Annotated in this window: 17 protein-coding genes and 1 pseudogene; 7 read left to right on the forward strand and 11 right to left on the reverse strand. The window is 70.9% G+C overall.

What is annotated here, in order from left to right:
- Position 1 precedes the first annotated feature (1 nt).
- Positions 2-1336, forward strand: a complete 1335-nt coding sequence (locus ACFY0K_RS24945; protein WP_390641716.1) for a glutamate-1-semialdehyde 2,1-aminomutase — start codon at positions 2-4, stop codon at positions 1334-1336.
- A gap of 7 nt (positions 1337-1343) precedes the next feature.
- On the opposite strand, the gene ACFY0K_RS24950 is transcribed toward ACFY0K_RS24945, so the two are convergent.
- The 4 genes from ACFY0K_RS24950 to ACFY0K_RS24965 form a co-directional block, all read right to left on the reverse strand.
- On the reverse strand, positions 1344-2072 hold the full coding sequence (locus tag ACFY0K_RS24950) for a phosphatase PAP2 family protein (RefSeq protein ID WP_390641717.1): 729 nt from the start codon (positions 2070-2072) through the stop codon (positions 1344-1346).
- Between the two features lie 360 nt (positions 2073-2432).
- Positions 2433-3767, reverse strand: a complete 1335-nt coding sequence (dacB, locus tag ACFY0K_RS24955; RefSeq protein ID WP_390641718.1) for a D-alanyl-D-alanine carboxypeptidase/D-alanyl-D-alanine-endopeptidase — start codon at positions 3765-3767, stop codon at positions 2433-2435.
- 212 nt (positions 3768-3979) lie between these two features.
- The gene (locus ACFY0K_RS24960; protein WP_390641719.1) at positions 3980-4735 is read right to left on the reverse strand and encodes a hypothetical protein; all 756 of its coding nucleotides are present in this window, start codon (positions 4733-4735) and stop codon (positions 3980-3982) included.
- Entirely contained in the window at positions 4732-6381 is a 1650-nt protein-coding gene (locus tag ACFY0K_RS24965; protein WP_390641720.1) for a serine/threonine-protein kinase, read from the reverse strand. The genes ACFY0K_RS24960 and ACFY0K_RS24965 overlap by 4 nt, the downstream gene beginning before the upstream one ends.
- Before the next feature lie 270 nt (positions 6382-6651).
- On the opposite strand from ACFY0K_RS24965, the gene ACFY0K_RS24970 reads away from it, so the two are divergent.
- Positions 6652-7668 carry an ArsR/SmtB family transcription factor gene (locus ACFY0K_RS24970; RefSeq protein WP_390641721.1) on the forward strand — a complete coding sequence of 339 codons (1017 nt, stop codon included), beginning with the start codon at positions 6652-6654 and terminating at the stop codon, positions 7666-7668.
- A gap of 38 nt (positions 7669-7706) precedes the next feature.
- Here the strand turns inward: ACFY0K_RS24970 and ACFY0K_RS24975 are convergent, their stop codons facing one another.
- On the reverse strand, positions 7707-8192 hold the full coding sequence (locus ACFY0K_RS24975) for a hypothetical protein (protein ID WP_390641722.1): 486 nt from the start codon (positions 8190-8192) through the stop codon (positions 7707-7709).
- A gap of 315 nt (positions 8193-8507) precedes the next feature.
- Between ACFY0K_RS24975 and ACFY0K_RS24980 the strand changes: the two genes are divergently transcribed.
- Complete coding sequence (locus ACFY0K_RS24980; protein ID WP_390641723.1) at positions 8508-8957, forward strand: hypothetical protein; 450 nt, start codon at positions 8508-8510, stop codon at positions 8955-8957.
- 191 nt (positions 8958-9148) lie between these two features.
- On the opposite strand, the gene ACFY0K_RS24985 is transcribed toward ACFY0K_RS24980, so the two are convergent.
- The 6 genes from ACFY0K_RS24985 to ACFY0K_RS25010 all read right to left on the reverse strand — a co-directional run bounded on the left by ACFY0K_RS24985 (position 9149) and on the right by ACFY0K_RS25010 (position 15936).
- Positions 9149-9559: a hypothetical protein gene (locus ACFY0K_RS24985; RefSeq protein WP_390641724.1), complete on the reverse strand. Its 411-nt coding sequence runs from the start codon at positions 9557-9559 to the stop codon at positions 9149-9151.
- Positions 9560-9751: 192 nt separating this feature from the next.
- Positions 9752-10642, reverse strand: a complete 891-nt coding sequence (locus tag ACFY0K_RS24990; RefSeq protein WP_390641725.1) for a carbohydrate ABC transporter permease — start codon at positions 10640-10642, stop codon at positions 9752-9754.
- Positions 10639-11511 carry a carbohydrate ABC transporter permease gene (locus ACFY0K_RS24995; protein WP_390641726.1) on the reverse strand — a complete coding sequence of 291 codons (873 nt, stop codon included), beginning with the start codon at positions 11509-11511 and terminating at the stop codon, positions 10639-10641. The genes ACFY0K_RS24990 and ACFY0K_RS24995 overlap by 4 nt, the downstream gene beginning before the upstream one ends.
- Positions 11512-11593: 82 nt before the next feature.
- Positions 11594-12868: an ABC transporter substrate-binding protein gene (locus tag ACFY0K_RS25000; protein ID WP_390641727.1), complete on the reverse strand. Its 1275-nt coding sequence runs from the start codon at positions 12866-12868 to the stop codon at positions 11594-11596.
- Between the two features lie 76 nt (positions 12869-12944).
- Positions 12945-14816 (reverse strand): glycoside hydrolase family 2 protein, encoded by a 1872-nt coding sequence (locus ACFY0K_RS25005; RefSeq protein ID WP_390641754.1) that lies wholly within the window; start codon positions 14814-14816, stop codon positions 12945-12947.
- A gap of 85 nt (positions 14817-14901) precedes the next feature.
- Complete coding sequence (locus tag ACFY0K_RS25010; RefSeq protein ID WP_390641728.1) at positions 14902-15936, reverse strand: LacI family DNA-binding transcriptional regulator; 1035 nt, start codon at positions 15934-15936, stop codon at positions 14902-14904.
- 302 nt (positions 15937-16238) lie between these two features.
- On the opposite strand from ACFY0K_RS25010, the gene ACFY0K_RS25015 reads away from it, so the two are divergent.
- The 4 genes and pseudogenes from ACFY0K_RS25015 (at position 16239) to ACFY0K_RS25030 (ending at position 21312) form a co-directional block, all read left to right on the forward strand.
- Positions 16239-18398: a ricin-type beta-trefoil lectin domain protein gene (locus ACFY0K_RS25015; protein ID WP_390641729.1), complete on the forward strand. Its 2160-nt coding sequence runs from the start codon at positions 16239-16241 to the stop codon at positions 18396-18398.
- A gap of 565 nt (positions 18399-18963) precedes the next feature.
- Positions 18964-20385 (forward strand): DEAD/DEAH box helicase, encoded by a 1422-nt coding sequence (locus tag ACFY0K_RS25020; RefSeq protein ID WP_382732635.1) that lies wholly within the window; start codon positions 18964-18966, stop codon positions 20383-20385.
- A gap of 146 nt (positions 20386-20531) precedes the next feature.
- Positions 20532-20681, forward strand: a pseudogene (locus tag ACFY0K_RS25025) (serine/threonine protein kinase); the annotation flags it as partial.
- 142 nt (positions 20682-20823) lie between these two features.
- On the forward strand, positions 20824-21312 hold the full coding sequence (locus tag ACFY0K_RS25030) for a GNAT family N-acetyltransferase (protein ID WP_390641730.1): 489 nt from the start codon (positions 20824-20826) through the stop codon (positions 21310-21312).
- Positions 21313-21595 lie beyond the last annotated feature (283 nt).

Here is a 21595-nt window from a genome sequence, read left to right on the forward strand (position 1 = left end):
CGTGCACAGCCAAGACACCGAGGGGCTCCCCCTGTCCCGCTCGCGGCAGGCCAACGAGCGGCTGCACGCTCTGATCCCGGGAGGCGCGCACACCTACGCCAAGGGCGACGACCAGTACCCCGAGAACCTGGCCCCCGTCATCAGCCACGGCAGCGGTGCCCACGTGTGGGACGTCGACGGCAACCGCTACATCGAGTACGGCTCCGGCCTGCGGTCGGTCAGCCTCGGCCACGCCCACCCGCGCGTGGTCGAGGCGGTACGGCGGGAACTCGACCGGGGCAGCAACTTCGTCCGGCCCTCCATCGTCGAGGTCGAGGCCGCCGAACGCTTCCTGGCCACCGTGCCGACCGCCGACATGGTGAAGTTCGCGAAGAACGGCTCCGACGCCACCACCGCCGCCGTGCGCCTCGCCCGCGCCGTCACCGGGCGCTCGCGGGTGGCCCTCTGCGCGGACCACCCGTTCTTCTCCGTCGACGACTGGTTCATCGGCACCACGCCGATGAACGCCGGCATCCCGGCGGCGACCACCGAGCTGACCGTGTCCTTCCCCTACGGCGACCTGGCCGCCACGGAGGACCTGCTCACCCGGTACCAGGACGAGATCGCCTGCCTGATCCTCGAACCCGCCACCCAGACCGAGCCGCCGCCCGGGTACCTCGCCGGCCTGCGCGACCTGGCCGACCGGCACGGCTGCGTCCTGGTCTTCGACGAGATGATCACCGGCTTCCGCTGGTCCGAGGCCGGCGCCCAGGGCCTGTACGGCGTGGTCCCCGACCTCTCCACGTTCGGCAAGGCGCTCGGCAACGGATTCGCCGTCTCCGCGCTGGCCGGGCGCCGTGACCTGATGGAGCGCGGCGGACTGCGCGACTCCGGCGACCGGGTGTTCCTGCTGTCCACCACGCACGGCGCGGAGACCCACTCGCTGGCGGCCGCGATGGCCGTGCAGGCCACCTACGTCGAGGAGGGCGTCACCGCGCGCCTGCACGCCCTCGGCGAGCGGCTGGCCGCAGGTGTCCGCGACGCCGCGGCCGCCATGGGCGTCGGCGACCACGTCGTGGTCCGGGGCCGGGCCAGCAACCTGGTCTTCGCCACCCTCGACGAGAACCTGCAGCCGTCGCAGCAGTACCGCACGCTGTTCCTGCGCCGGCTCCTCGCCGGTGGGGTGCTCGCCCCGTCGTTCGTGGTGAGCAGCGCACTCGACGACGCGGACATCGACCGCACCGTCGACGTGGTGGCCGAGGCATGTGCGGTGTACCGGAAGGCGCTGGACACCGCCAACCCCACCGCCTGGCTGGGCGGGCGACCGGTGAAGCCCGTGTTCCGCCGCCTGGCGTGACGTGACGTCAGTGTGCCGTGCCGGGCCTGCGCGCGGCGCTCCGGTCGGCCGTCCGGTCGACCAGCCACGCGCTCGCCGGCGTCACCACCAGCGCGGTGCACCAGCCGCCGAGGGCGTCGGTCGGGTAGTGGGCGCCCAGGCCGACCTCCGCCCAGCCCATGGTGGCGCCGGCGACCAGCGCCGCGGCGAGCACGAGTGACAGGCCGGCCGTCCTGCCGAGGCCGAGCCGGCCGGCCGCGAGCAGCGCCGCCATCAGGGCGAGCGAGGTGAAGAAGGCGGTGTGCCCGCTCGGGTAGGACAGGTTGCCCGGACCGTGGATGGTGCGCCCCACCACGTGCTTGAGCAGCGTGGTCGTCCCCACGGTCAGGCCGGAGCCGACGGCGACGAGCACCGCCGCGCGGGGCCGCCGCAACAGCAGGCAGCCCGCCACCCCGGCCACGACCACCAGCACCGACCCCGCTGGTTCCCCCAGGAAGTCCAGGGCCAGGGCCACGTGCCGCCACGGCCCCCGCACACTGTCCGCCGTCGGCCGGACCAGCCACCGGTCCACCCCGCCCGGCTCGCTGCCCCCGGCGTACCGGACCCCGAGGACGACGACCACCAGCGCGGCGAACGCCGCAACCGGCCCCAGCCACGCGCGCAGCGACCGGGGCAACAGCGCGTGCGACGCGGACCGGGCCGGACCGGTCTCCCGCTCCGCTCCTGCCAGACGATGCAACGTGAGCCCCCCCGTCATGTCCGAACGCCCCTCAGCGACCATAGCCGCCCGGCGCCGAACCGGTGGCCTGACCGGGGGCACGGTTCAAGCCGGTCGGGTCCGAGGGCACGGCCGCCGGCGTCGGCCATCCCGATCACGGTGCCGCCGCTCCCGCCGGCCGCCGGGTTCAGCGCGGCGCCGAGGACCCGGTCGTGCGCCGCCGGCCGGGCCGGTTCGGCGCCGGGCAGCACCAGTGCGTCGCCGAACCTCAGCAGCCCGCGCGGCCCCGTGCCCCCGTTCCCCGTGCGCGGCCTCCGCGCCGTCACGGGCGGGTGTCCGGCGGGGCGCCCGCGACCCGACCGACGCCGCGCGGCTCTCCGCCGGACGGTACCGACCGCCTTATGCCCAGCAGCCGTTGACCGTGGCTGCCAGGCCGTCGAGGGCGTCCTTGGTGGCGGCCGGATCGGCGGTGGAGTTGTTCTCGATGAACGAGAAGATCTTCCAGCGGCCGTCCCCGGCCTTGGTCAGCCCGCTCAGTGCGATCGCACCGGTGAGCGTGCCCGTCTTCGCGCGGACCTTGCCGACGGCGCACTGCGAGTCCGCGGTGTCGAAGCGTCCCCATTCCGGCCCCAGGGTGGAGCCCGCCTCTCCGGCGACGGGCAGGCCCTCGACGATGTACGCGAGGGTCCCGGCGTTGCGCGCGTCGTCGGCGACGTCGAGGATGCCGGCGATGGTCCGTGCCGGGATACGGTTGGCGCGGGACAGACCGCTGCCGTCGTGGATCTCGTAGTTGTCCAGCGAGATGCCGTACCCGCGGAGCACCTCGCGTACGACCGCCGTGCCGTCCTCGAAGGTCGGCTGCCGGCCGGCGCCGATCGCGGTCATCCGCAGCAGGGTCTCGGCGATATCGTTGTCACTCACCTTGAGCATGTGCTCCACGATGGCGGACAGGCGGTCGGACCGGTGCTGGGCGACCGGCACGTCGCCCGTGCCGGCCGTGCCGTGGGTGACGCCGCCCGTGACGGTGACGCCTTGCTGGGCGAGGAACCCGGCGAAGACCTGGCCCGCGTCCAGGGACGTGTCCGTGACCTGGTGGCCGTCGACCACCAGCGCCCGTACCGGTGCCACGGAGTCCGGGTAGTAGCCGTCGTTCCAGCCGGTCGCGAGCGTCGGCTCGGGGAAGAGGCTGTCGTCGACCTGGACCTTGACCGAGGTGAGACCCGCGCTCCTGAGTCCCGCGACGGCGGTTTTCGCCATCGCCTCGAGGCCGGCGGCGGTCAGGGTGCGGTCGCCGCCGCCGACAAGGGTGAGCGTGCCGTTGCCGTAGACGGCTCTGGTGGTGAACCGGTGGTCGGGGCCGAGCACCGTCAAGGCGGCGGTGGCGGTGCCGAGTTTGGTGTTGGACGCGGGCATCAGCGCGGTGCTCGCGTCGTGGCCCCAGACGGCCTTGTCGGACGTGGCGTCGATGACGACGCCGCTCAGGGTGGGGCCGAGACGGGTGTCCTTCACACGGGTGTCGAGATTGTCCGCGATCTTCTGTTCGGCGGGGTCGAGTGCCGTGGCCGTGGCGGGGGAGACGGTCTCGTCGGCGGCGAAGGCGCTCGTGCCGAACAGGAGCGTCCCGGCGATGGGCGCGGTCACGGCGACGACGGCCACCCGGCGGAGCGCGGGGTGGCGGGTTCCGGCCCTGCCGCGGCGGTCGGCCGTACGGACGGAGGATGGGGGGTTGGACATGCAAACCTCGTCAAGTGCTCTTGGAACAAGTGGAGTTGGCAGATGAATCCGGAGTTCTCAAGAGAGAAAGCTACAGCCGTGATCCGGTTCTTCCGCCGCAACACAAGGGCACCCCGCCTCCTGGCGAGACGGGGTGCCTTTCGTCCTCCGGCTTGAACGGGGCACCTGGCCGACGATCCCGGTCTGCCGTCAGGGACAGTCGTAGTCGGCCGTCAGGGACAGTCGTAGGAGAAGCGGGCGGCGGCCGCCCGGTGGCCGGGAGACAGGATGCGCAGTTCCGCCCGTGCCGCACGGTGGCCCGGTCCCTGGTAGGTCCATCGAAGGTGCAGGCGCGCGTGTCGCTCCCCCCGGACCATCACCTCGTGCAGGACGCCGGACGCGGTGCCGTCGCTTCGGACCCATCGGTAGGAGAGGGTGCCGGGACGGCCGTTGGTGGTGACCAGGCCGACGATGTCCGCGGTGCCGTCGCATCCCAGAACCGTCGGCCTCGCCGTGACGGCAACCTGGGTGACCGCCACGGACTGCCCGAAGCGCTGCCAGGCCAGGAAGGCGAGGACGGCCACCACCAGCAGCGTCGGGAGGGCGTTCTTGCGCAGCCTCCGGCCGGAGGGGGCGGGAGCCGACGACGTGGCGGGTTGTGTCTGGACGGTGCGGTGCGCGACGGCGGCCGTCACACCGGGGCCGAAACGCAGCACGCTGCCCTCGACGCGGTCAGGCCGGGTCGGGGAGGCGCTCGCCGGGACCGGTTCGACGAGGGTGTCGTCCGTTTCGGGTCGCTGGATCCAGTGGCTGGCCAGCACGGTGGCGCTGTACTCGCTGTCGGGGCCGGCGGGCGGGTCGTCGGGGACGTGGTCTGCGGTGGGCCCGAGACGGAGTGTGGCGCCGTGCGCGTCGGCGGGTGCGAGCCCCCGTGTGGGCTCCTCACCCGGCACCGTCGGCGTGGGCGTGTCGTCGCTCTGAGCGGTCATCCGATCTCACACTGCCTTGTCAGGATCTGCTGCGAGGCGCCGCCGGAGGCCGGCGCCGGAGTGGTCGTGGCCTGGACCGTCCAGTAGCAGCCGTCGTTCTGGAAGGTGTGGTCGACGGGGATCGTGTACTGGGTGGCTCCGCTGCGCTCGAAGGTCTGTGACGTACCGTCGGGGGAGCCGGCCCCTCCGCTCGCGTTGTCCGTGAACCACGAGACGGTGACGGAGATCGGCCCGCTGCCGTCCGTGGTGACGGTGATGGTCGCCGTGGAGGTCGTGGGGCCCGTCTGCCGGAAGGCCGATACCGCGACGTTCTTGACGGCGGGAGCGACAGGCGGCGAGGAAGAGGCGGTCGTCGGTGTTGCCGGCGTGGACGTGGTCGCCCCGCTGGGCGTGGTCGCCTCGCTGGGGGTCGTCGACTGCGTGGGTGAGTCGGTGGCGGAGGCGGAGGCCCGACCGGTCGGGGTGGCCGGCGGGCCCGAGGGGGAGACACCGGGTGTCGGCGACAGGCCGCCTGACGGGGTGGGCGCCGTGGGCGGGGCGGTGGGCGGCGCCGCTTCGGTGCCGGCCCGGGCCGTGGTGGTGGCCAGGGCATCGGCGGCCGGCTCGCCGGCGCCTGCCGAAGCGTGCTGCATTCCGTAGGTGAGCAGGAGGCCCAGGAGAACGGCGGCGGCCGAGACGAGCATGCCGGGTCGGCCAGGTCGCCATGACCGGGCCCAGTGCTGGCGTGGTGCCTGGCTCAGGACCGTACGTGCGGTGTCCGTGGTGGACCGGGGGGAGCGGGCCGAGGGCAGCAGCAGCGTCAGAAGGGCCACCAGGGCGGCGAGCCGGGCGCGGCCGCGTTCCTCCCAGTCGGCCCCGTAGCCGGCGCCGGCGGTCGCCTCCAGTTCCGTCACGAACGCCTGGGCCTGTGCCGGCCGCTGGTCCGGTTCCTTGGCCAGACCACGACGGACCAGCTCGCGCACCGCTGCGGGGACCTCCTCCACGGGGACGGGGGCGTCGACGTGCTGCAGGGCCAGTTCGGCGATGTTGTCGCCCGAGTACGGCTTGTGCCCCGTCAGGCACTCGAAGAAGGTGGCCGTGGCCGCGTACACGTCCGCGGCGCAGGAGGCGGGGCCGCCGGTCCACTGCTCGGGGGCCATGTAGGACGGGGTTCCGGCCACACCCGCGCTGGTGCCGGCGTCCACCGCGATACCGAAGTCGACGAGCTTGGACGATCCGTCCGTCTCGACCAGGACGTTCTCCGGCTTGTAGTCGCGGTGGACGACTCCGATGCGGTGCGCGTCGGCGAGCCCGAGCAGCGATCCCTTGAGAAGGACGAGCGCGGCCTCGGGATCGAGTGGCCCCTGACGGGTCAGCAGCGTCCGCAACGAGACACCGTCCACCAGTTCCATGACGATGGCGGCGCCCTGCGGGCTCTCCACGTACTCGTACAGGCCGGCCACGTACCGGCTCTGCAGTCCGCCGAGCAGGCGCGCCTCCGCCCGGAAATCGTGCACGAAACCAGGCCGCGTGCGCAGGGACTCGCTGAGGTACTTCACAGCGACCCGTACGCCGGTGTCCGCGTGCACGGCCAGCACGACGCGACCGCTCGCCCCCGACCCGAGTTCGAGAGACTCGGTGTATCCGGGCACCACCCATGTGCTCACGTCATCCCCCCAGACGCCGTGCCGCCCTGCCTGACCGACTCCCGAGGCGGCTGGACCACGCGTTGAGAGACACTTTTTCCGCCACGGCGGTTGCGGAACAGGACAATGCCGGTCCCCCGTCGTCGGCGCGAGCGGTCGGGCCTGCAGGTGGCGACAGAACAGTCAACCAAGGGCGCTCGCCACTCGTCCCCATTGATGACCCGTACCGCTTCGCCGACCCTTGTCGCGCATCGCCTCGGCCACCCCCCCACCACCAGGAAAGAGGCCTGCATGCTCCGCATCCACTTCACGCCGCTCGACTTACAGAGCATCCGCGTGGCCCGGCGTCCCGATCCGCTGTGGGAACTCGTCTGCGCCGCCTGCCGGCTGGTCACGAATCAGGGGCCGCTCGAGTTCGGGGCATGGCGCCGCGCCGTCCTGGAGCGGACGGTACGGGACCTGGAGGCGCGCCGTGCGCTGCGCCTGCTGGGTACGCTCGTCCCGCCCGTCGGCTACATCCCCGACTTCCTCACCCCGTCCGTCCCGGACGAGGGCCTGCCCGCCGCCCTCGCCCAGGTACGCGCGACGCCCCGCCGCCGACTGCAGCAGGAGTTGGGCGTCCTCGCCGGCACCCGCCGTCTCCCGGCCTGGACGACGGCGCTCGGCAGGCCGGGAGACCGCGGGATGGGATCGCTGGTCAGGGCGTTGGAGATCTCCTCCAAGGCGCTGCTCGAACCGCGGTGGGGCCAGGTTCGCAGGGCCGTGCAGGACGAGGTCGACCTGCGGGCCCGCACCCTCCTGGACGGCGGCGTCCGCGCTCTGCTGGAGAGTCTCCCGTTCGCCCGATGGCGTCCCCCCGTGCTGGAGGTGGACTACCCCGTCGACCGGGACCTGCATCTGGAGGGCCGGGGTCTGCTGCTCCTGCCCTCCTACTTCTGCTGGCGCAGGCCCACCGCGCTCGCCGACCCCACCCTCGGGCCGGTCCTCGTCCATCCGGTCGCCGTACGGCCGTTGGAGACGATGGCACCCGAGGGTGGCGGGCTGGAGCGGCTGCTGGGCCGTACCCGGGCCACCGTGCTGGTGCAGGTGGCACGTGGCCGTACCCGCACCACGTCCGAGGTGGCGCAGGCCGTGGGCATCGCCCTTCCCAGTGCCAGCTACCAGCTCGCCGTCCTGCGGGACGGAGGACTGGTGGCGAGCCACCGGGAGGGCCAGTTCGTACGGCACTCGGTGACGTCCGTGGGCCACCGGCTGCTGGGCGCGGACACCGGACGACGGACGGAGACTGATCCGGCCTACGGTCCCTGAGTCCTGCCCCGTTCGCCGGGCCGCAGAGGCCGTCCGGCTCAGCAGTTGCGGATCGAGTACACCGGTGACCAGTTGACGGCGTAGACCGCGTTGTCGGCCGGGACGGTCTGCAGCAGACCGCCTCCGGAGCCGTAGAGACCGGCGACGGCACCTCCGGTCTGGCTGTTCTGGGCCTCGGCCCAGTCGATCCAGTTCGAGAGGGTGTAGCGGTTGCAGGAGTAGAAGAAGAAGATCTTGAACTTGCCGGCCGTCGGATCCCAGACCGAGGCGCAGAAGTACCCGCTCTGGCAGTACACGCCCCCGCCGGCACCGGCGTAGGCCGTGCGGACGGCCGGCGAGGTGGAGGGGGCGGCGGCCAGGAGCGGCGCAGGGCGGCCCGTCTTCGGCGCTGCGGGCATGGTCATGATGTGACCGTGGAAGGCGCCGGGCGAGGCCGGGGTGGCCTGCGCGGTTCCGGTGGCGAGGAGGGCCGCCCCCATCGCGAGGGCGGCGCACAGTCCGGCAAGTGAGCGCTTGGTAGGCACGGTTCGGCAGTCTCCCGTCCGGCATGGCGGTGTTGTGCGTGGCCGGACCACCGTGACGTCCGGTACGGGCGACGTCAACGCCGCCCGTGGGCCGCACCGATGCCGTCCTGTGGGCCGATCGCGCCTCAACGGGCGTTCGGCCTGCAGCAGTTGGCCGCCCGTGGGCGTGATGCGGCGGTGTCCGGGGGCGGCGGCCTTTCGAGGACGTTCGAAAGGCTTCTGCCGGGCCCGGGCGATCGGCGATCGTCGGCGCCAGGGCACGTTCCGTGCCGCTGTCCCCGATGTCCCGCTGTCGTCCCGACGGAGGTCTCATCCATGCGCGCGAAGCGCTCGCTGCTCGGCATCACCGGCGTGCTGGCCTGCACGCTGACGGCCGTCCTCGCCACCGGTCCGGCACAGGCGGCAACCGCCTCCGGCCCTCGTACCAGTCACCACACACAGGCCGCGGCCGCCGTCTCCCCGACGATCTCTCCGTCCACCACCGTCAGCTACCGCACCGACGACCAGACGTTCACCTGTGGACCGGGGAACCTCTGCCTCGAGGTGTGGGATCCGACCGTGTCCAAGTGGAAGATCTTCTACCTCTACACCTGCAACCGTTACTACCTGTCCAACTGGTACGGCAACGGCTACTACCTCAACAAGCAGACCGGGTCGGTCACTTCCTACCTCTACGACGCCAACGGGAACGTGCTGCGCGCCTTCTCCCCGCCGCAGGTGGGTGACCAGAACTGGGACCCCGTCTGGTCCGTCCGCAACTGCTGACACGCGTGTCGCGGCCGGCCCCTTCCGACAGTGGCCGGCCCCGACGCGTTCCTCTTCGGCCCCGTCCGAACCAGGGAGTCGCCTCGGTGAACACCCAACGGTTCGGGTGCGGTCCGCCGACGTGGCGGCAGTCGAACCGGCTGGGGACGGCGGTTGGCGCACCACCGGTGGCGCTGCACGGCCGTCACCGATCACCGGTAGCAGTCGGGGAGCGGGTCCGTCTCGCTGGAGATCGCCGTGTCCTTCATGAAGCCGAGCTGCCCATTGTCCGCGACCGTCATCTCCCAGCGTGTGGAGTGCGGCCCGCCCACCCATGCCTGGTCGTCCTCCTTGCACCAGAACCAGCTCGGGTTGGAGTACATGTAGCCGACGACGGTGTTCGGGTCCGGGTAGATGTGGTTGTCCCCGACCGTGCCGTACACCCGCGCGCCGGAGACGTTGTTGCACCACCACTTGGTGGAGCCGTCGTTCCAGCACGGGCTGGCGGCGGCCGCGGAGGGCGCGGTCGCCACCGCGACCCCCACGGTGAGCGCCGTGGCCGCCAACAGAGCCGCCACCCTCCTGGCCTTCGTGCCCCTGCCCGGCCGATTTCCCTTGCGCATGTGCTCCCCCTCGGTTTCACAGGCTGAGTCCGTCCGTCCGAGTCTGGAGTGCTCACCGCACTCCGGTCACACCTTTCGACCACGGTCGAAAGGCTCCGGCCTTTCGGGAGCAACGCGTCTTTTCGCTTGCCTTTCCGCGCCTCTGGAAAGGAGGGAACCTGGCCGCGCAGAACGGCGTCGGACGGGCATGCCTCACCCCTTGCTGACTCCGGCGGTGATACCGGCGACGATGTGCCGTTGCAGCACGAGGAAGACGACGAGCAGTGGGACGGTGCCCAGCACTACCGTGGGCAGGAGCTGGGACGTGCTGTAGGCGTGGGTGCCGATCGTGGAGTACACGTCCAGCGTCATCGTCTGCTTGCTGTCGGAGGTCAGCAGGACCAGGGGAATGACCAGGTCGTTCCAGATGGCCAGGGTGAGGGTGATGACGAGGGTCGCGGTGGCCGGGCGCAGGACGGGCAGGATGACGTGCCAGTACGTGCGCAGCGGACCCGCCCCGTCGATGGCGGCGGCCTCCTCGAGCTCGACGGGTACGGATCTCAGGAAGCTGGTGAAGAAGAGCACGGCGAAGGGGAGGCTGATCGCGGCCTCCGCGAGGATCACCGAGGCGTAGGAGTCCAGCAGCCCGAGGTCCCGCATGAACATGTACAGCGGAGTGATCATGACGAAGACGGGGACCGTGAGGCCGGCCACGAAGAGCTGGTAGACCGTCTTGGTCCAGCGGCGGGAGATGCGGGCCATCGGCCAGGCGGCGAGTGATCCGGTGAGGATGACCAGGACGGCGGCGCCGCCGGTGATCAGGACGGTGTTGCAGAGGGTGCGCCCGTAGTTCATGGCCCGCACCGCGGCCACGTAGTTGTGCAGGCTCCAGTGGCTGGGCCAGGACAGCGGATGGGCGGCGACGTCGGCGTCGGACTGCAGTGAGACCTTCACCATGAGCAGGATCGGGGCGACGACGACCAGGGTGACCAGGAGCAGGCCGACGTGCGAGGCGGTGCTGCGCAGCCTGCGCCGGCGCAGCGGGGCGGTGTCCGACGGGGCGGGGCTGAGGGCTCTTGTGGTGCTGGGGGCGGTGAGAGTCATGCGGCGACCTCCCGGCGGCGCAGGACGGTCGTGAGGAGCACGCCGACGATGACGGTGATGACGAGCAGGAGGACGGCCACCGCGGTGCCGTAGGCGAAGCGGAAGTCCTTGAAGCTGTCCTGGAAGACGACGTAGCTCAGGGTCTGGGTCGAGTTGGCGGGGCCGCCGTCGGTCATGATGAAGGGCAGGTCGAACACGCGCAGGGAACCGATCGTCGACAGGGTCATGTTCACGGTGAGGGACGGGGCGAGCAGCGGCCAGTCGATGCGGCGGAACCGGGTCCACCCGCGGGCGCCGTCCAGGGCCGCCGCCTCCATCAACTCCGCTGGGATGGAGAGGTAGTTGGAGAGATAGATGGTGGCGGTGTAGCCGAGGTACATCCACATGTAGGACACGGCGATCGCCATCAGGGCGGTGTGGGTGTCGCCGAGCCAGGAGGTCTCCAGGCCGTGCAGGCCGAGGGCGTCCATGACGGCGTCGAGCGGGCCGTCGACCGGCGAGTAGATGAACGACCACAGGTAGGAGACGGCGACCAGGGCCATCATCGCGGGCATCAGCAGCCCGGTGCGGGCGATGGTGCGGACGGCCGGCGAGTTGTACAGCCAGTAGGCGATACCCAGGCCGAGCGCGTTCTGTACGACGACCACCACGACCGTGTAGACGAGGGTGTTCTCGAGCGCGGCGAGCACCTGCGGGTCCTGGAAGGCCTCGCGGTAGTTGGCCAGGCCGACGAACGAGCCGCCGATGACGCCGTGGGCGTCGGTGAGGCTGAGCAGGACGGACCTGGTGGTGGGGTAGATGACGAAGAGGGCGTACAGGGCGGTGGCCGGAAGCATGAGCAGCGCGGCGGATCGGGTGGTGAGTCTCACGGCGACCTCATCGGGGGCGCGGACCGCGGGGCCTGTCGCATGCACGGCAGGCCCCGCACTGGTTCGGGGAGCGGCTGGGGTGCTACTTCTTCGAGGGGGTCTTCGGGATGTCCTTGTCGAGTTGCTTCAGCAGCGCGCCGGTGTCCATGGACGGGTTGTTGAAGAGCGCGTTGAGCTGAGCGGTGAACTTGTCCTCGGCGTTCGGGAAGGTGGGCACCTCGACCTGGGAGGGGCTGGTGCTGCCGGCGGCGAAGGCGGCGGCGACCGGGGCGGACTGGGCGACCTTGGGGCTCGGCACGTCGGTCAGCGTGGTGAAGCAGCTCTCGGCCTTCAGGTAGGCGCTGTCCTGCTTCGGCTGTGACATGAAGTCGACGTAGCTCTCGGCCGCGCTCTTGTGCGAGGTGGCGCCGTTGACCGACCAGCCCGAGCCGATGAAGGTGAAGGTCTTGGGCTTGCTGCCCGCCGGGCCACCGGGGAAGGGGTTGAGCGTGAAGTCGAACCTGGCGCTCTGCTGGTAGTGACTCAGGTCCCAGGCGCCGTCGACGTAGAAGGCCCACTTGCCCGCGGTGAACTGCGAGACACCCTGGCTGAACGGGTCCAGACCGTTCATGGTCCTGCCGTCGACGAGGCCGCTGGTCAGCAGCTCCTTGAGGTGGTCGATCACCGGGCTCCAGCTCGCGGCCCAGGTGGAGCTGCCGTTGTCGTAGCCGCTGCCCCAGTTCGGGTCGACGAGGTTGGCGGCCAGGGCGAGGGAGACCTGTTCGGCGTTCCAGCCCTTGAGGTTGGGTATCTCCAGGCCGCCGATGTTCTTCGCCTTCAGCGTCTTGAGGTCGCTGATCAGTTCGGGCCAGGTCTGCGGGACCTGCTTGATGCCCGCCTTCTTCAGCAGGTCCTGGTTGGCGTACAGGCCGATCGGGATGTTCTGCTGGACGAAGTCGTACGTCTTGCCGTCGACCTGGGTGTACGGGGCCAGGTTGGGCAGCATCCGCTTGACCCAGGGCTGGTCGCTGAGGTCGGCGAGGAAGCCCTGCTGCTGCCAGGTGGTCAGGCGGCTCTTGTTGACCATGAGGACGTCCGCGGCGGTTCCCGCGGCGAGCCGGGTGTTGTTGTAGGCGTCGTACTCGGTGTTGGCGACGTACTTGTAGTCGACCTTGATGTCGGGGTGGGCCTTTTCGAAGGCCGCGTTGATGGCCGGGATGTCGGCGATCTCGTTGCCGCCGCCCTCGAATCCGACCACGGTGAGGATGGTCTTTCCGTCGGCGGTGGTGCCGGAGGAGGAGGACGAGCAGGCGGCCAGGACGAGGGCGAAGGCCGAGGCGGCCGCCGTCGTGGCCAGTCGGCGAAGGCGAGTTCTCACTGCGGGCTCCTTGGATGGAGGGCGGGGCGGGGGAGAGGGGTGCTTCGGCGCAGGGGCACGTAGGTGCTGTCGCCGGTCAGGGCCGGCCGAGTTCGTAGGCCGCGGTCCGGGTCTGGATCTTCCGGATGCGTGCGACGTCGAGCTTCGACGTCCGGTCGAACCGGTAGACGCCGTTCTGCTCCTGGAAGACGTCGGTGAGCTGCGTGTAGCAGTAACCGAACATCAGGGGGTCGTCGATCAGGGCGCCCACCAGGCCGGCGAAGCGCTCGTACCAGGCCTCCTCGGTCGCGGGCGTGCTGCCGTAGCCCCACGAGCCGGTGTCGGGCAGCCCCGCCCGGTCGGTCGGCCAGTGGATGCCGCCGAACTCGCTGCAGAAGTAGGGCTGTCCGGCGTACGGCAGGGACCAGGCGCTGCCGTCAGGTGCCGTGTTCACGAACGGTCTGCCGTCGGCGAGGCCCGCCATGTCCCGGGCGAAGCGGCCGGGGTCCTGCTCGTAGTTGTGGGAGTCGTAGATGTCGGTCTCGGGCACGCGGTGGGAGTATCCCGAGCTGTCGATCACCGGCCGGGTCCGGTCGGCGGCCTTGGTGGCGAGGAACATGCCCCGGGTGACGTCGTCGAGGACGGTGAGCCGGTCGGTGATCTTCTGGAAGGTCTCGTTGAGGGGGCACCAGCCGACGATCGAGGGGTGCGAGTAGTCCCGCTGGAGGACCTCGAGCCACTGGGTGATGAACGAGGCGGTCGGAGCCTGCCGTTCGGGCCGTGCTCCGGCCCTGGCGCCCCAGTCGCCGAACTCCCCCCACACGAGGTAGCCGAGACGGTCGGCGTGGTGCAGGAACCGCTCCTCGAAGACCTTCTGGTGCAGGCGCGCGCCGTTGAAGCCGGCGGCCATCGACAGTTCGATGTCGCGTACGAGGGAGTCGTCGTCCGGCGCCGTCATCAGGCCGTCGGGGTACCAGCCCTGGTCCAGGACAAGACGCTGGAAGACGCGCCGCCCGTTGAGCAGGACGGCGTGGCCGTCGATCGTCACGGACCGCAGGCCCGCGTAGCTCGCGACCGAGTCGACCAGTTCACCCTCGGCCGTGCGGATTTCGAGGGCCAGTGTGTACAGGTGCGGGTCACCCGGCTGCCAGAGCCGGCGACGGTCGGCCGGGATGTCCAGGACGACGCGTGCCGTGCGGTCCGCGTCGAGCGGAGCCGTCGCTTCCACGATCGTTCCGTCGTCGTCGCCGAGGACGGCGCGGCAGTGGTGGCCGGGGGCGTTGGCGGAGACCGGGAGGTCCAGCAGGAACCGGCCGCCGGCCGTGTCCGGGGTGAGCCGCGGCCGGAGCAGATGGACCTGGGGGACGGGCTCCAGCCAGACGGTCTGCCAGATGCCCGTGGTCCGCGGGTAGAACGCCTCGTAGGTCTCGTACCGGTTGGACTGCTTGCCACGGGCCTGGACGGCGGCTCGGCTGTCCCGTGCCCGCACCACGAGGTCCGGCGTGGTGCCCGGGGCGGCGAACTCGGTGATGTCGAGGGTGAAGCCGCTGAAGCCGCCCCGGTGGCGGCCCGCCTCGTGCCCGTCGACCCACACCGTGGTGTCGTGGTCGACGGCCTGGAAGTGCAGCAGGATCCGCCGGCCGGTCCACTGGTGCGGGATCCGAAGCGTGCGGCGGTACCAGACGGCCTCCAGGAAGTCCTGGCAGCCGATGCCCGACAGGGGCGCCTCGGGTGCGAAGGGAACCGTGATGGCGGAGGCGAGTTCCCGGTGCAGCAGGCCGCGTTCCAGACCGGTGTCGGCCTGGTCCATCTCGAACTGCCAGGTGCCGTTGAGGCAGAGCCAGTCCCGGCGCACGAACTGCGGTCGGGGATATTCCGGCCGGGGCGGGTCCGCGGGAGCGGCCGGGGCGGGACCGCACTCCTCCCGGGGACCGGGACCGCGTCCCGCCAGCAGCCCGCCGCTTTGCATCGATGCAAAATCGTTCACGCCACGGAGTATCAGACCATTCTTTGCAACGATGCAATCCGCCGTTCATAACGAAACGGCATCGAGGTCACACGGGTCGTCGGACCGCGTCTCCGGCCGTGCTCTCCCGGACCACCAGCTGATGGGAAGCGGTGATCTCCACGGGCGCGTCGTGCGCGCCGGACTCGATCCTGGCCAGGATGCCCTCCACGGCGGCACGGGCCAACTGCTTCTTGTCGGGGGCGATGGTGGTCAGGGTGGGGCTGCTGTAGCGGCCGTCCTCGATGTCGTCGAAGCCGGCCAGCGCCAGGTCCTCGGGGATGCGCAACCCCCGCGAGAGGGCCACGCGCAGGGCGCCCAGGGCCAGCAGATCGCTGAAGCAGAACACCGCGTCCGGCGGTTCGGGACGGTCCAGGAGCCGCGCCATCGCCATGGCTCCGTACCGGCGTTCGTAGTGCGGGATGGACACCATGAGCGACTCGTCCACGGTGAGGCCGGCCTCCGCGAACGCCTCCCGGTAACCACGGGTGCGCAGGACGGCGGTGCCGTCCGTGGGGTCCTGGTGGACGCCGATGGCGGCGATGCGCCGGCGCCCCAGGCCGATGAGATGGGCCGTCATCTCCCGTGCGGCGGTGACGTTGTCGATGGCGACGTGGTCGGCGCCGGAGTCGAAGATCTTCTCACCGAGCAGGAGTATCGGCGCCGAGTCGTGCCGGGATTCGAGATCGGCCGCGGTCAGGGCGAGCGGGCTGGCGATCACGCCGTCGAAACTGACCGCGTGCGACGCCTCCATGATCAGTTCCCGCTCCCGTTCGACGTCGCCGTCGGTCTGGTCGATGAGGACGGCGTATCCGCGGGCCCGTGCCTCGCCGATGATCAGGCGCACGAGTTCGGCGAAGTAGGGCACGTCGAGCGCCGGTACCACCAGCGCGATGATGCGCGTACGTCCCTGTTTCAGGTTGCGGGCCATCAGGTTGGGGCGGTATCCGAGCGCGTCGATCGCCGCCTGGACCCGCACCTTGGTGGCGTCGGTCACCCGGGCGTAGCCGTTGACCACATTGGACACCGTGCGGATCGAGACGCCGGCACGCTCGGCGACGTCTCGGAGCGTGGGGGCCGTCATGACGTGTTGACCTCTCTGGCCGAGCGGTGCGCGGTGGGGATGCCGTGCCACGGATACCGCCGTGCCGGCACCGCGGCGTCGCCACTGCGGTTCACGGCGCGGACGGTGCCGTGCGCGGTGCAAACAGTCTAGGCGGTTTGCATCGATGCAAAAACCTGCTGCCGAAGCATTGCGAAGGGTCGACGTACGGCTCCATACTCCCCGACTGCGGGCATTTACATCGTTGCAAGCGATGTCCGCCGCACCTGCCGTCTCCGCACGGACGGGCCGCGTCCCCATCCGTCACCGCACAAGGAGCCGCCATGGCCACCTCGCCACCGCACGACCGTCGCAGACGTCGTGCGCGCCTCCTGCTCAGCCTGCTCGCCTCGGTCCTCCTCTGTCTGCTCGCCCTGCCGACCAACGCCTTCGCCAACACCCCGGGCAACGTCCTCTACAGCCCGGCCTCCAGTACGGAGGGCATGGCCTACACCCGCATGATCCGCCTGCAGAACAGCGGATCGGCCAACGGGACACTGCTCGCGAGCTTCGAGCACTGGAGCACCGACGGCAGCTCCAGCTCGTATGTCATCCGCCGCAGCACCGACGACGGTGCCTCGTGGTCCACCCTGTCGACGACCGTCGGCGACACCTTCTCCTACCAGCCCTTCCTCTTCGAATATCCGCGGACCCTCGGGGCCTACCCGGCCGGAACCCTGCTGCTGGTGGGCGCCACCCTGCCGGCCGACCGGTCCGGCGTGACGTTCCGCGAATGGCGCAGCACCGACCACGGCGCCACCTGGACCTACGTGGGGGCCCCGCAGACCTCGCACGGAGCCGACGGCAGCGGAATCTGGGAACCCTTCGTCGGCCTGGACTCCGCGGGCAAGATGCTCATGTACTTCTCCGACGAGCGCCAGAACACCACCTACAGTCAGTTCCTCGGGCACATCGTCTCCACCGACGGCGGCGACACCTGGAGCGCCAACCCCGACGGCAGCACACGTGTGGCTCCCGGTGAGGTCAAGGACGTCGCCAGCACCGTTCAGGCCGACCGGCCCGGCATGATCACCATGGCCCGCATACCGTCCACCGGGACCTACGTGGCGAGCTACGAGGTGTGCGGCCCGCAGAACTGCCTGGTGCACACCAAGACGTCCGCCGACGGCGACACCTGGGGCAGCGGCCCCTCCGACCTGGGCACCGTCCCGAAGACCGACGACGGCAGAGAGCTCTTCAGCACCCCCGTCATCGCCTGGAGCCCGGCCGGCGGGCCCCAGGGCGAGCTCATGCTCACCGGTCGCAGCGAGTCACGTGTGGCCGGCGGGGCCCCCGAGAACCAGCAGGTGGTCCTTCTCAACACCGCCGGCGGCAGCGGGTCCTGGTCCTGGATGCCCTCTCCCATCGCGGTGCCCACCAGTGGAGCACCGTCCAACTGCGGTACCAACTACAGTCCTGAGCTGCTGCCCTCGGCCGACGGCAGGAGCGTGCGCTACAGCGCGGCGGGTGTCGCCGGTCCGTACAACTGCCAGGAGCTCACCGGTTCGGGCAACGCCGGCGTCCTCCCTTACACCGCCGACTTCGCCTCCAACGACGGCGGTTGGACGCAGTACGGCGGCACCTGGTCGGCTTCCGGTGGGACCTACTCCGAGTCCGCCGCGGGCACCGGCGGCAACAAGGCCGTCACCGGCTCCACCGGCTGGACCGACTACACCCTCCAGGGCGACGTCCGCCTCGGCGGTACGGGCGGCAACGGCAACGCCGGCTTCCTGGTCCGCGCCACCGACCCGACCACCGGAACGGACAACGTCGACGGCTACTACGTGGGCGTCACCGGCTCCAACCTCGTGATCGGGCGCGAGAACTACGGCTGGACCCAGTTGGGCAGCACGCCGATACCCGGCGGCCTGTCCGCCGGCTCCTGGTACCACCTGACCGTCCAGGTCTCCGGCTGCGCCATCTCCGTCCAGGGGGCGCCGTCCGGTTCCTGGAGCAACCCCGCCTACCTCAGCCTGAGCGACTGCGCCTTCTCCCACGGCTCCGTCGGGGTCCGCGACTACGGCACCACCGCCTCCTGGCGCAACGTCACCGTCCGCACGGCGGGCGCGGTCACGGGTCCGGGCACCACCGGCAAGTGCCTCGACGTCGACACCAACACCAACACCAACCAGAACGCGGCCCAGCTCTGGGACTGCAACCAGGCCACCGGACAGCAGTGGACAGCCGCCGCCGACGGCACCCTGCGCGCCTTCGGCAAGTGCCTCGACATCGACAAGAACGCGACCGCCGACTTCAGTAAGGTCCAGCTCTACGACTGCAACGGCGCGGGCGGCCAGCAGTGGGTCCCCCGAGCTGACGGCAGCCTGTACAACCCCCAGTCCGGACGTTGCCTGGACGACCCCCAGGGCAACACGGCGAACGGAACACAGCTGCAGATCTACGACTGCAACGGGCTGTCCACCCAGGTGTGGCACCTGCCCTGAGCCCACAGGCGCGAACGAGCACAGGGGCGGGCCCTGCTCAACGCCCGCCCCTGCGCAGCACACGGCAGGAGGTGCCGCGCCGCAATGACCCGGGAACAGGGCTCCAGTGGTTCGAGCCCGGCATCCCGCATGATCAGCACCCGATCGCGTGGATCCTTCCGCGGACGTCCCGTCGCAACCCGGCCTCCTTCTGAAGTGGCCGCTTCCGGGGTGAGGATCGCTTGCGGCACTGACAACGGCCTTGTTCACGTCATGAGCTTGGGGGCGAGCTTCCTCGCGGCGGCCTTCTTGCCCGGCCCTTTCCGGGCTGCTGTCCGCTTCGTGGACTTCGGCAGCTCATGGACGTCGGCGGGCCCGTTCTCGCCGCGAGGAGTGTTTCTGAGGCAGGTCCGGCTGTCGTTCCTCGGCTGAGCGGCGCGGCCACGGGAGGCCCGGGCAGCGTGCCTCGTGCTACTGTTGCGGTTTTGCAGCGTCGCTGTGTTGGTGCTCCGTTCGGTGTCTCTGGCTGGCGGCGGTGTCCCTGCCGCGCCTTCCTCGGTACGGTCCCTTCGGAGGAAGGCTCTCTGTGAGCGAATCACCACGCGCCGACGCCCGGCAGCAGGACGATGTGTCCGAGGCGTCGGGCGCCACTTCGGCAGTGCCCACGGTGACGTCCTTCGCGCAGCTGGGGCTGCCGTCCGAGGTTCTGCGCGCGCTCGACGAGCACGGTGTGACTGTGCCCTTCCCCATCCAGGCGGCGGCGCTGCCGAACGCGCTCGCGGGACGGGACGTCCTGGGCCGGGGCCGCACAGGATCCGGCAAGACGCTCGCCTTCGGCCTGGGGATGCTCGCCCGGACGGCCGGGCAGCGCGCGCAGCCGAAAGAGCCGCTGGCGCTCGTTCTGGTGCCCACCAGGGAGCTGGCGCAGCAGGTCGGTGAGGAGCTCACCCCGTACGCCGAGGCGCTGCGGCTGCGGCTTGCGACCGTGGTGGGTGGAGTGTCCATCGGACGGCAGGCCGCCGTGCTGCGGGATGGTGCCGAGATCGTCGTCGCCACACCCGGTCGGCTGCACGACCTCGTCGAGCGCAAGGGCTGTCGCCTGGGACGGGTGCGTATCGCGGTCCTGGACGAGGCCGACCAGATGTGTGACATGGGGTTCCTGCCGCAGGTCACCGAGGTCCTGGACCAGGTGCGTCCCGACGGGCAGCGGATGCTGTTCTCCGCCACCCTCGACCGCGATGTCGACCAGCTGGTGCAGCGCTACCTGCACGACCCCGCTGTCCACTCCGTGGACCCTTCGTCCAGCGCGGTCTCCGTGATCGAGCACCACGTCCTCGTCGTGCACGGCCCGGACCGGTACGCCGTGACCACGGAGATCGCCGCTCGGGACGGCCGCGTCCTGCTGTTCCTGGACACCAAGCACGGCGTCGACCTGCTCACGCGGCATCTGCGGGCCAGCGGTGTGGCCGCCGCCGCCCTGCACAGCGGGAAGGCCCAGCCGCAGCGCACCCGGACCCTGGCCCAGTTCAAGAACGGGCAGGTCACCGCGCTGGTAGCGACGAACGTCGCCGCACGCGGCCTGCACGTCGACGACCTCGACCTCGTGGTCAACGTCGACCCGGCCACCGACCCGAAGGACTATCTGCACCGCGCCGGCCGCACGGCCCGGGCCGGCCGCTCCGGCACCGTCGTGACACTTGTCCTGTCGGGACAGCGCCGCGAGACGAGCCAGGTGATGGCAGACGCCGACGTCGCCCCCAAGGTCACCCATGTGCGGTCCGGCGAGGCGGAGCTGAGCCGGATCACTGGAGCCAAGGCCCCCTCCGGAAAGCCTCTCGACGGCGAGCCGGCCGTACCGCGGCCCAAGAACCACAACGCCCCGTTCCGCGGCCTGGGCAGCACCAAGGACGCGAAGGGCGGCTCCGGCGGCAGGCCGTCCCGCAAGAGCAGCGAGGCCCGCAAGCTCGCGGAGGCCCGCAAGGCGGCCCGGGTGCGGCGCGGCGGCTGAGACCGGCTTCCCGGACTGCCGCGGTGTCTTTGCCTACGCTGCCGGACGGATACGCGGGACCACGGATCGGCAGGGGTGCACCGGACGGCGTCACGTACGGGTGACCGCGCGCAGGGGGGCGTGCAGGCGACGGAGAACGGCGCGGACTGGCCGACGACGGCCCACGCGTCCTCGATTTCGGCGTCGCCCGGGCCGTGGAGTCCACCCGGCCGACCGCCACCGGGGCGACCTTCGGCACTCCCGGACATCTTGCGCCCGAGCAGGCGCAGGGCGACGAAGCCGGTGCAGTGGACGTGGCCGATCGGGGCCTGGGCGAGTGGACGAGCCGGCCGACCGCGCCTTCGCCGAGCACCACGTTCCCGGGAGCGGTGCGGGAACGCCCGCCCGAGCAGCCGACCCGCCGTGAGAAGGCACTCACCGGTGCGAAATACTCTCCCGATGAGTTCACGCACTTCCCGGATCAGTCAGCCGATCACGATACGGAGGGCCGTCGCGCGGGATGCCAAACGGCTTACGCGGCTCGTGCGTGGCTCAGGCGCCTACGAGGGTAAGTACGCATCTGCAGTCGCGGGCTACCAGGTCGGTCCTGATTACATCGAAACCCACCGCGCCTTTGTGGCCGTCGGCGCCGACGAGCATGGAGGCCGGGTCCTCGGGTTCTACTCGCTCGTCCTCACGCCACCGGAGCTCGACCTGCTGTTCGTCGCCGACGAAGCGCAAGGACGGGGCATTGGACGGCTGCTCGTGGCGCACATGCAGTCCGAGGCCCGTGCCGCCGGGCTCGACCGGGTCAAGGTCGTGTCGCATCTTCCCGCCGAGGGCTTCTACCACCGCGTTGGTGCGGTGCGGACGGGGACCGCGTTCGCGAACCCGCCCGCCGTGCCGTGGGACCGTCCCGAATTCGAGTTTCGCATTCCTTCGGAATGACGCGGTGTGCCCTTTGGCGGGGCACCGGCTTCGCCTGCATGGTGGCCGGCATGCAGGCGCCGCTGGACGCCGCGCGCTCCGTGTGCCGTCGCCTCTGCCCTGGCGGGGTCGGCCGCTTGCGCCAGCGGCCTGGGTGGCCGGGCTGCGAAACACTGCGCACCCACTCGAAGATGATCCGCTTCCTCACGGGCCTTGCCGCCGTCCCGCAGTGGCGAGCCGCAACCGACATCTACGGTCCCTGAGCCCTGGAGGTCGGCGCGACGCCGCGTGCACTCGGGCCGCG

It is taken from the genome of Streptomyces sp. NPDC001507, assembly GCF_042894765.1.
In the GTDB taxonomy this organism is placed as follows: Bacteria; Actinomycetota; Actinomycetes; order Streptomycetales; family Streptomycetaceae; genus Streptomyces.

Excerpts from the sequence above, each read along its gene's own strand:
- ACFY0K_RS24950 (WP_390641717.1), bottom strand. The coding sequence starts at position 2,072 with ATGACGGGGGGGCTCACGTTGCATCGTCTGGCAGGAGCGGAGCGGGAG.
- dacB (WP_390641718.1), bottom strand. The coding sequence starts at position 3,767 with ATGTCCAACCCCCCATCCTCCGTCCGTACGGCCGACCGCCGCGGCAGG.
- ACFY0K_RS24960 (WP_390641719.1), bottom strand. The coding sequence starts at position 4,735 with ATGACCGCTCAGAGCGACGACACGCCCACGCCGACGGTGCCGGGTGAG.
- ACFY0K_RS24970 (WP_390641721.1), top strand. The coding sequence starts at position 6,652 with ATGCTCCGCATCCACTTCACGCCGCTCGACTTACAGAGCATCCGCGTG.
- ACFY0K_RS24980 (WP_390641723.1), top strand. The coding sequence starts at position 8,508 with ATGCGCGCGAAGCGCTCGCTGCTCGGCATCACCGGCGTGCTGGCCTGC.
- ACFY0K_RS24985 (WP_390641724.1), bottom strand. The coding sequence starts at position 9,559 with ATGCGCAAGGGAAATCGGCCGGGCAGGGGCACGAAGGCCAGGAGGGTG.
- ACFY0K_RS24990 (WP_390641725.1), bottom strand. The coding sequence starts at position 10,642 with ATGACTCTCACCGCCCCCAGCACCACAAGAGCCCTCAGCCCCGCCCCG.
- ACFY0K_RS25005 (WP_390641754.1), bottom strand. The coding sequence starts at position 14,816 with ATGCAAAGCGGCGGGCTGCTGGCGGGACGCGGTCCCGGTCCCCGGGAG.
- ACFY0K_RS25010 (WP_390641728.1), bottom strand. The coding sequence starts at position 15,936 with ATGACGGCCCCCACGCTCCGAGACGTCGCCGAGCGTGCCGGCGTCTCG.
- ACFY0K_RS25015 (WP_390641729.1), top strand. The coding sequence starts at position 16,239 with ATGGCCACCTCGCCACCGCACGACCGTCGCAGACGTCGTGCGCGCCTC.
- ACFY0K_RS25030 (WP_390641730.1), top strand. The coding sequence starts at position 20,824 with ATGAGTTCACGCACTTCCCGGATCAGTCAGCCGATCACGATACGGAGG.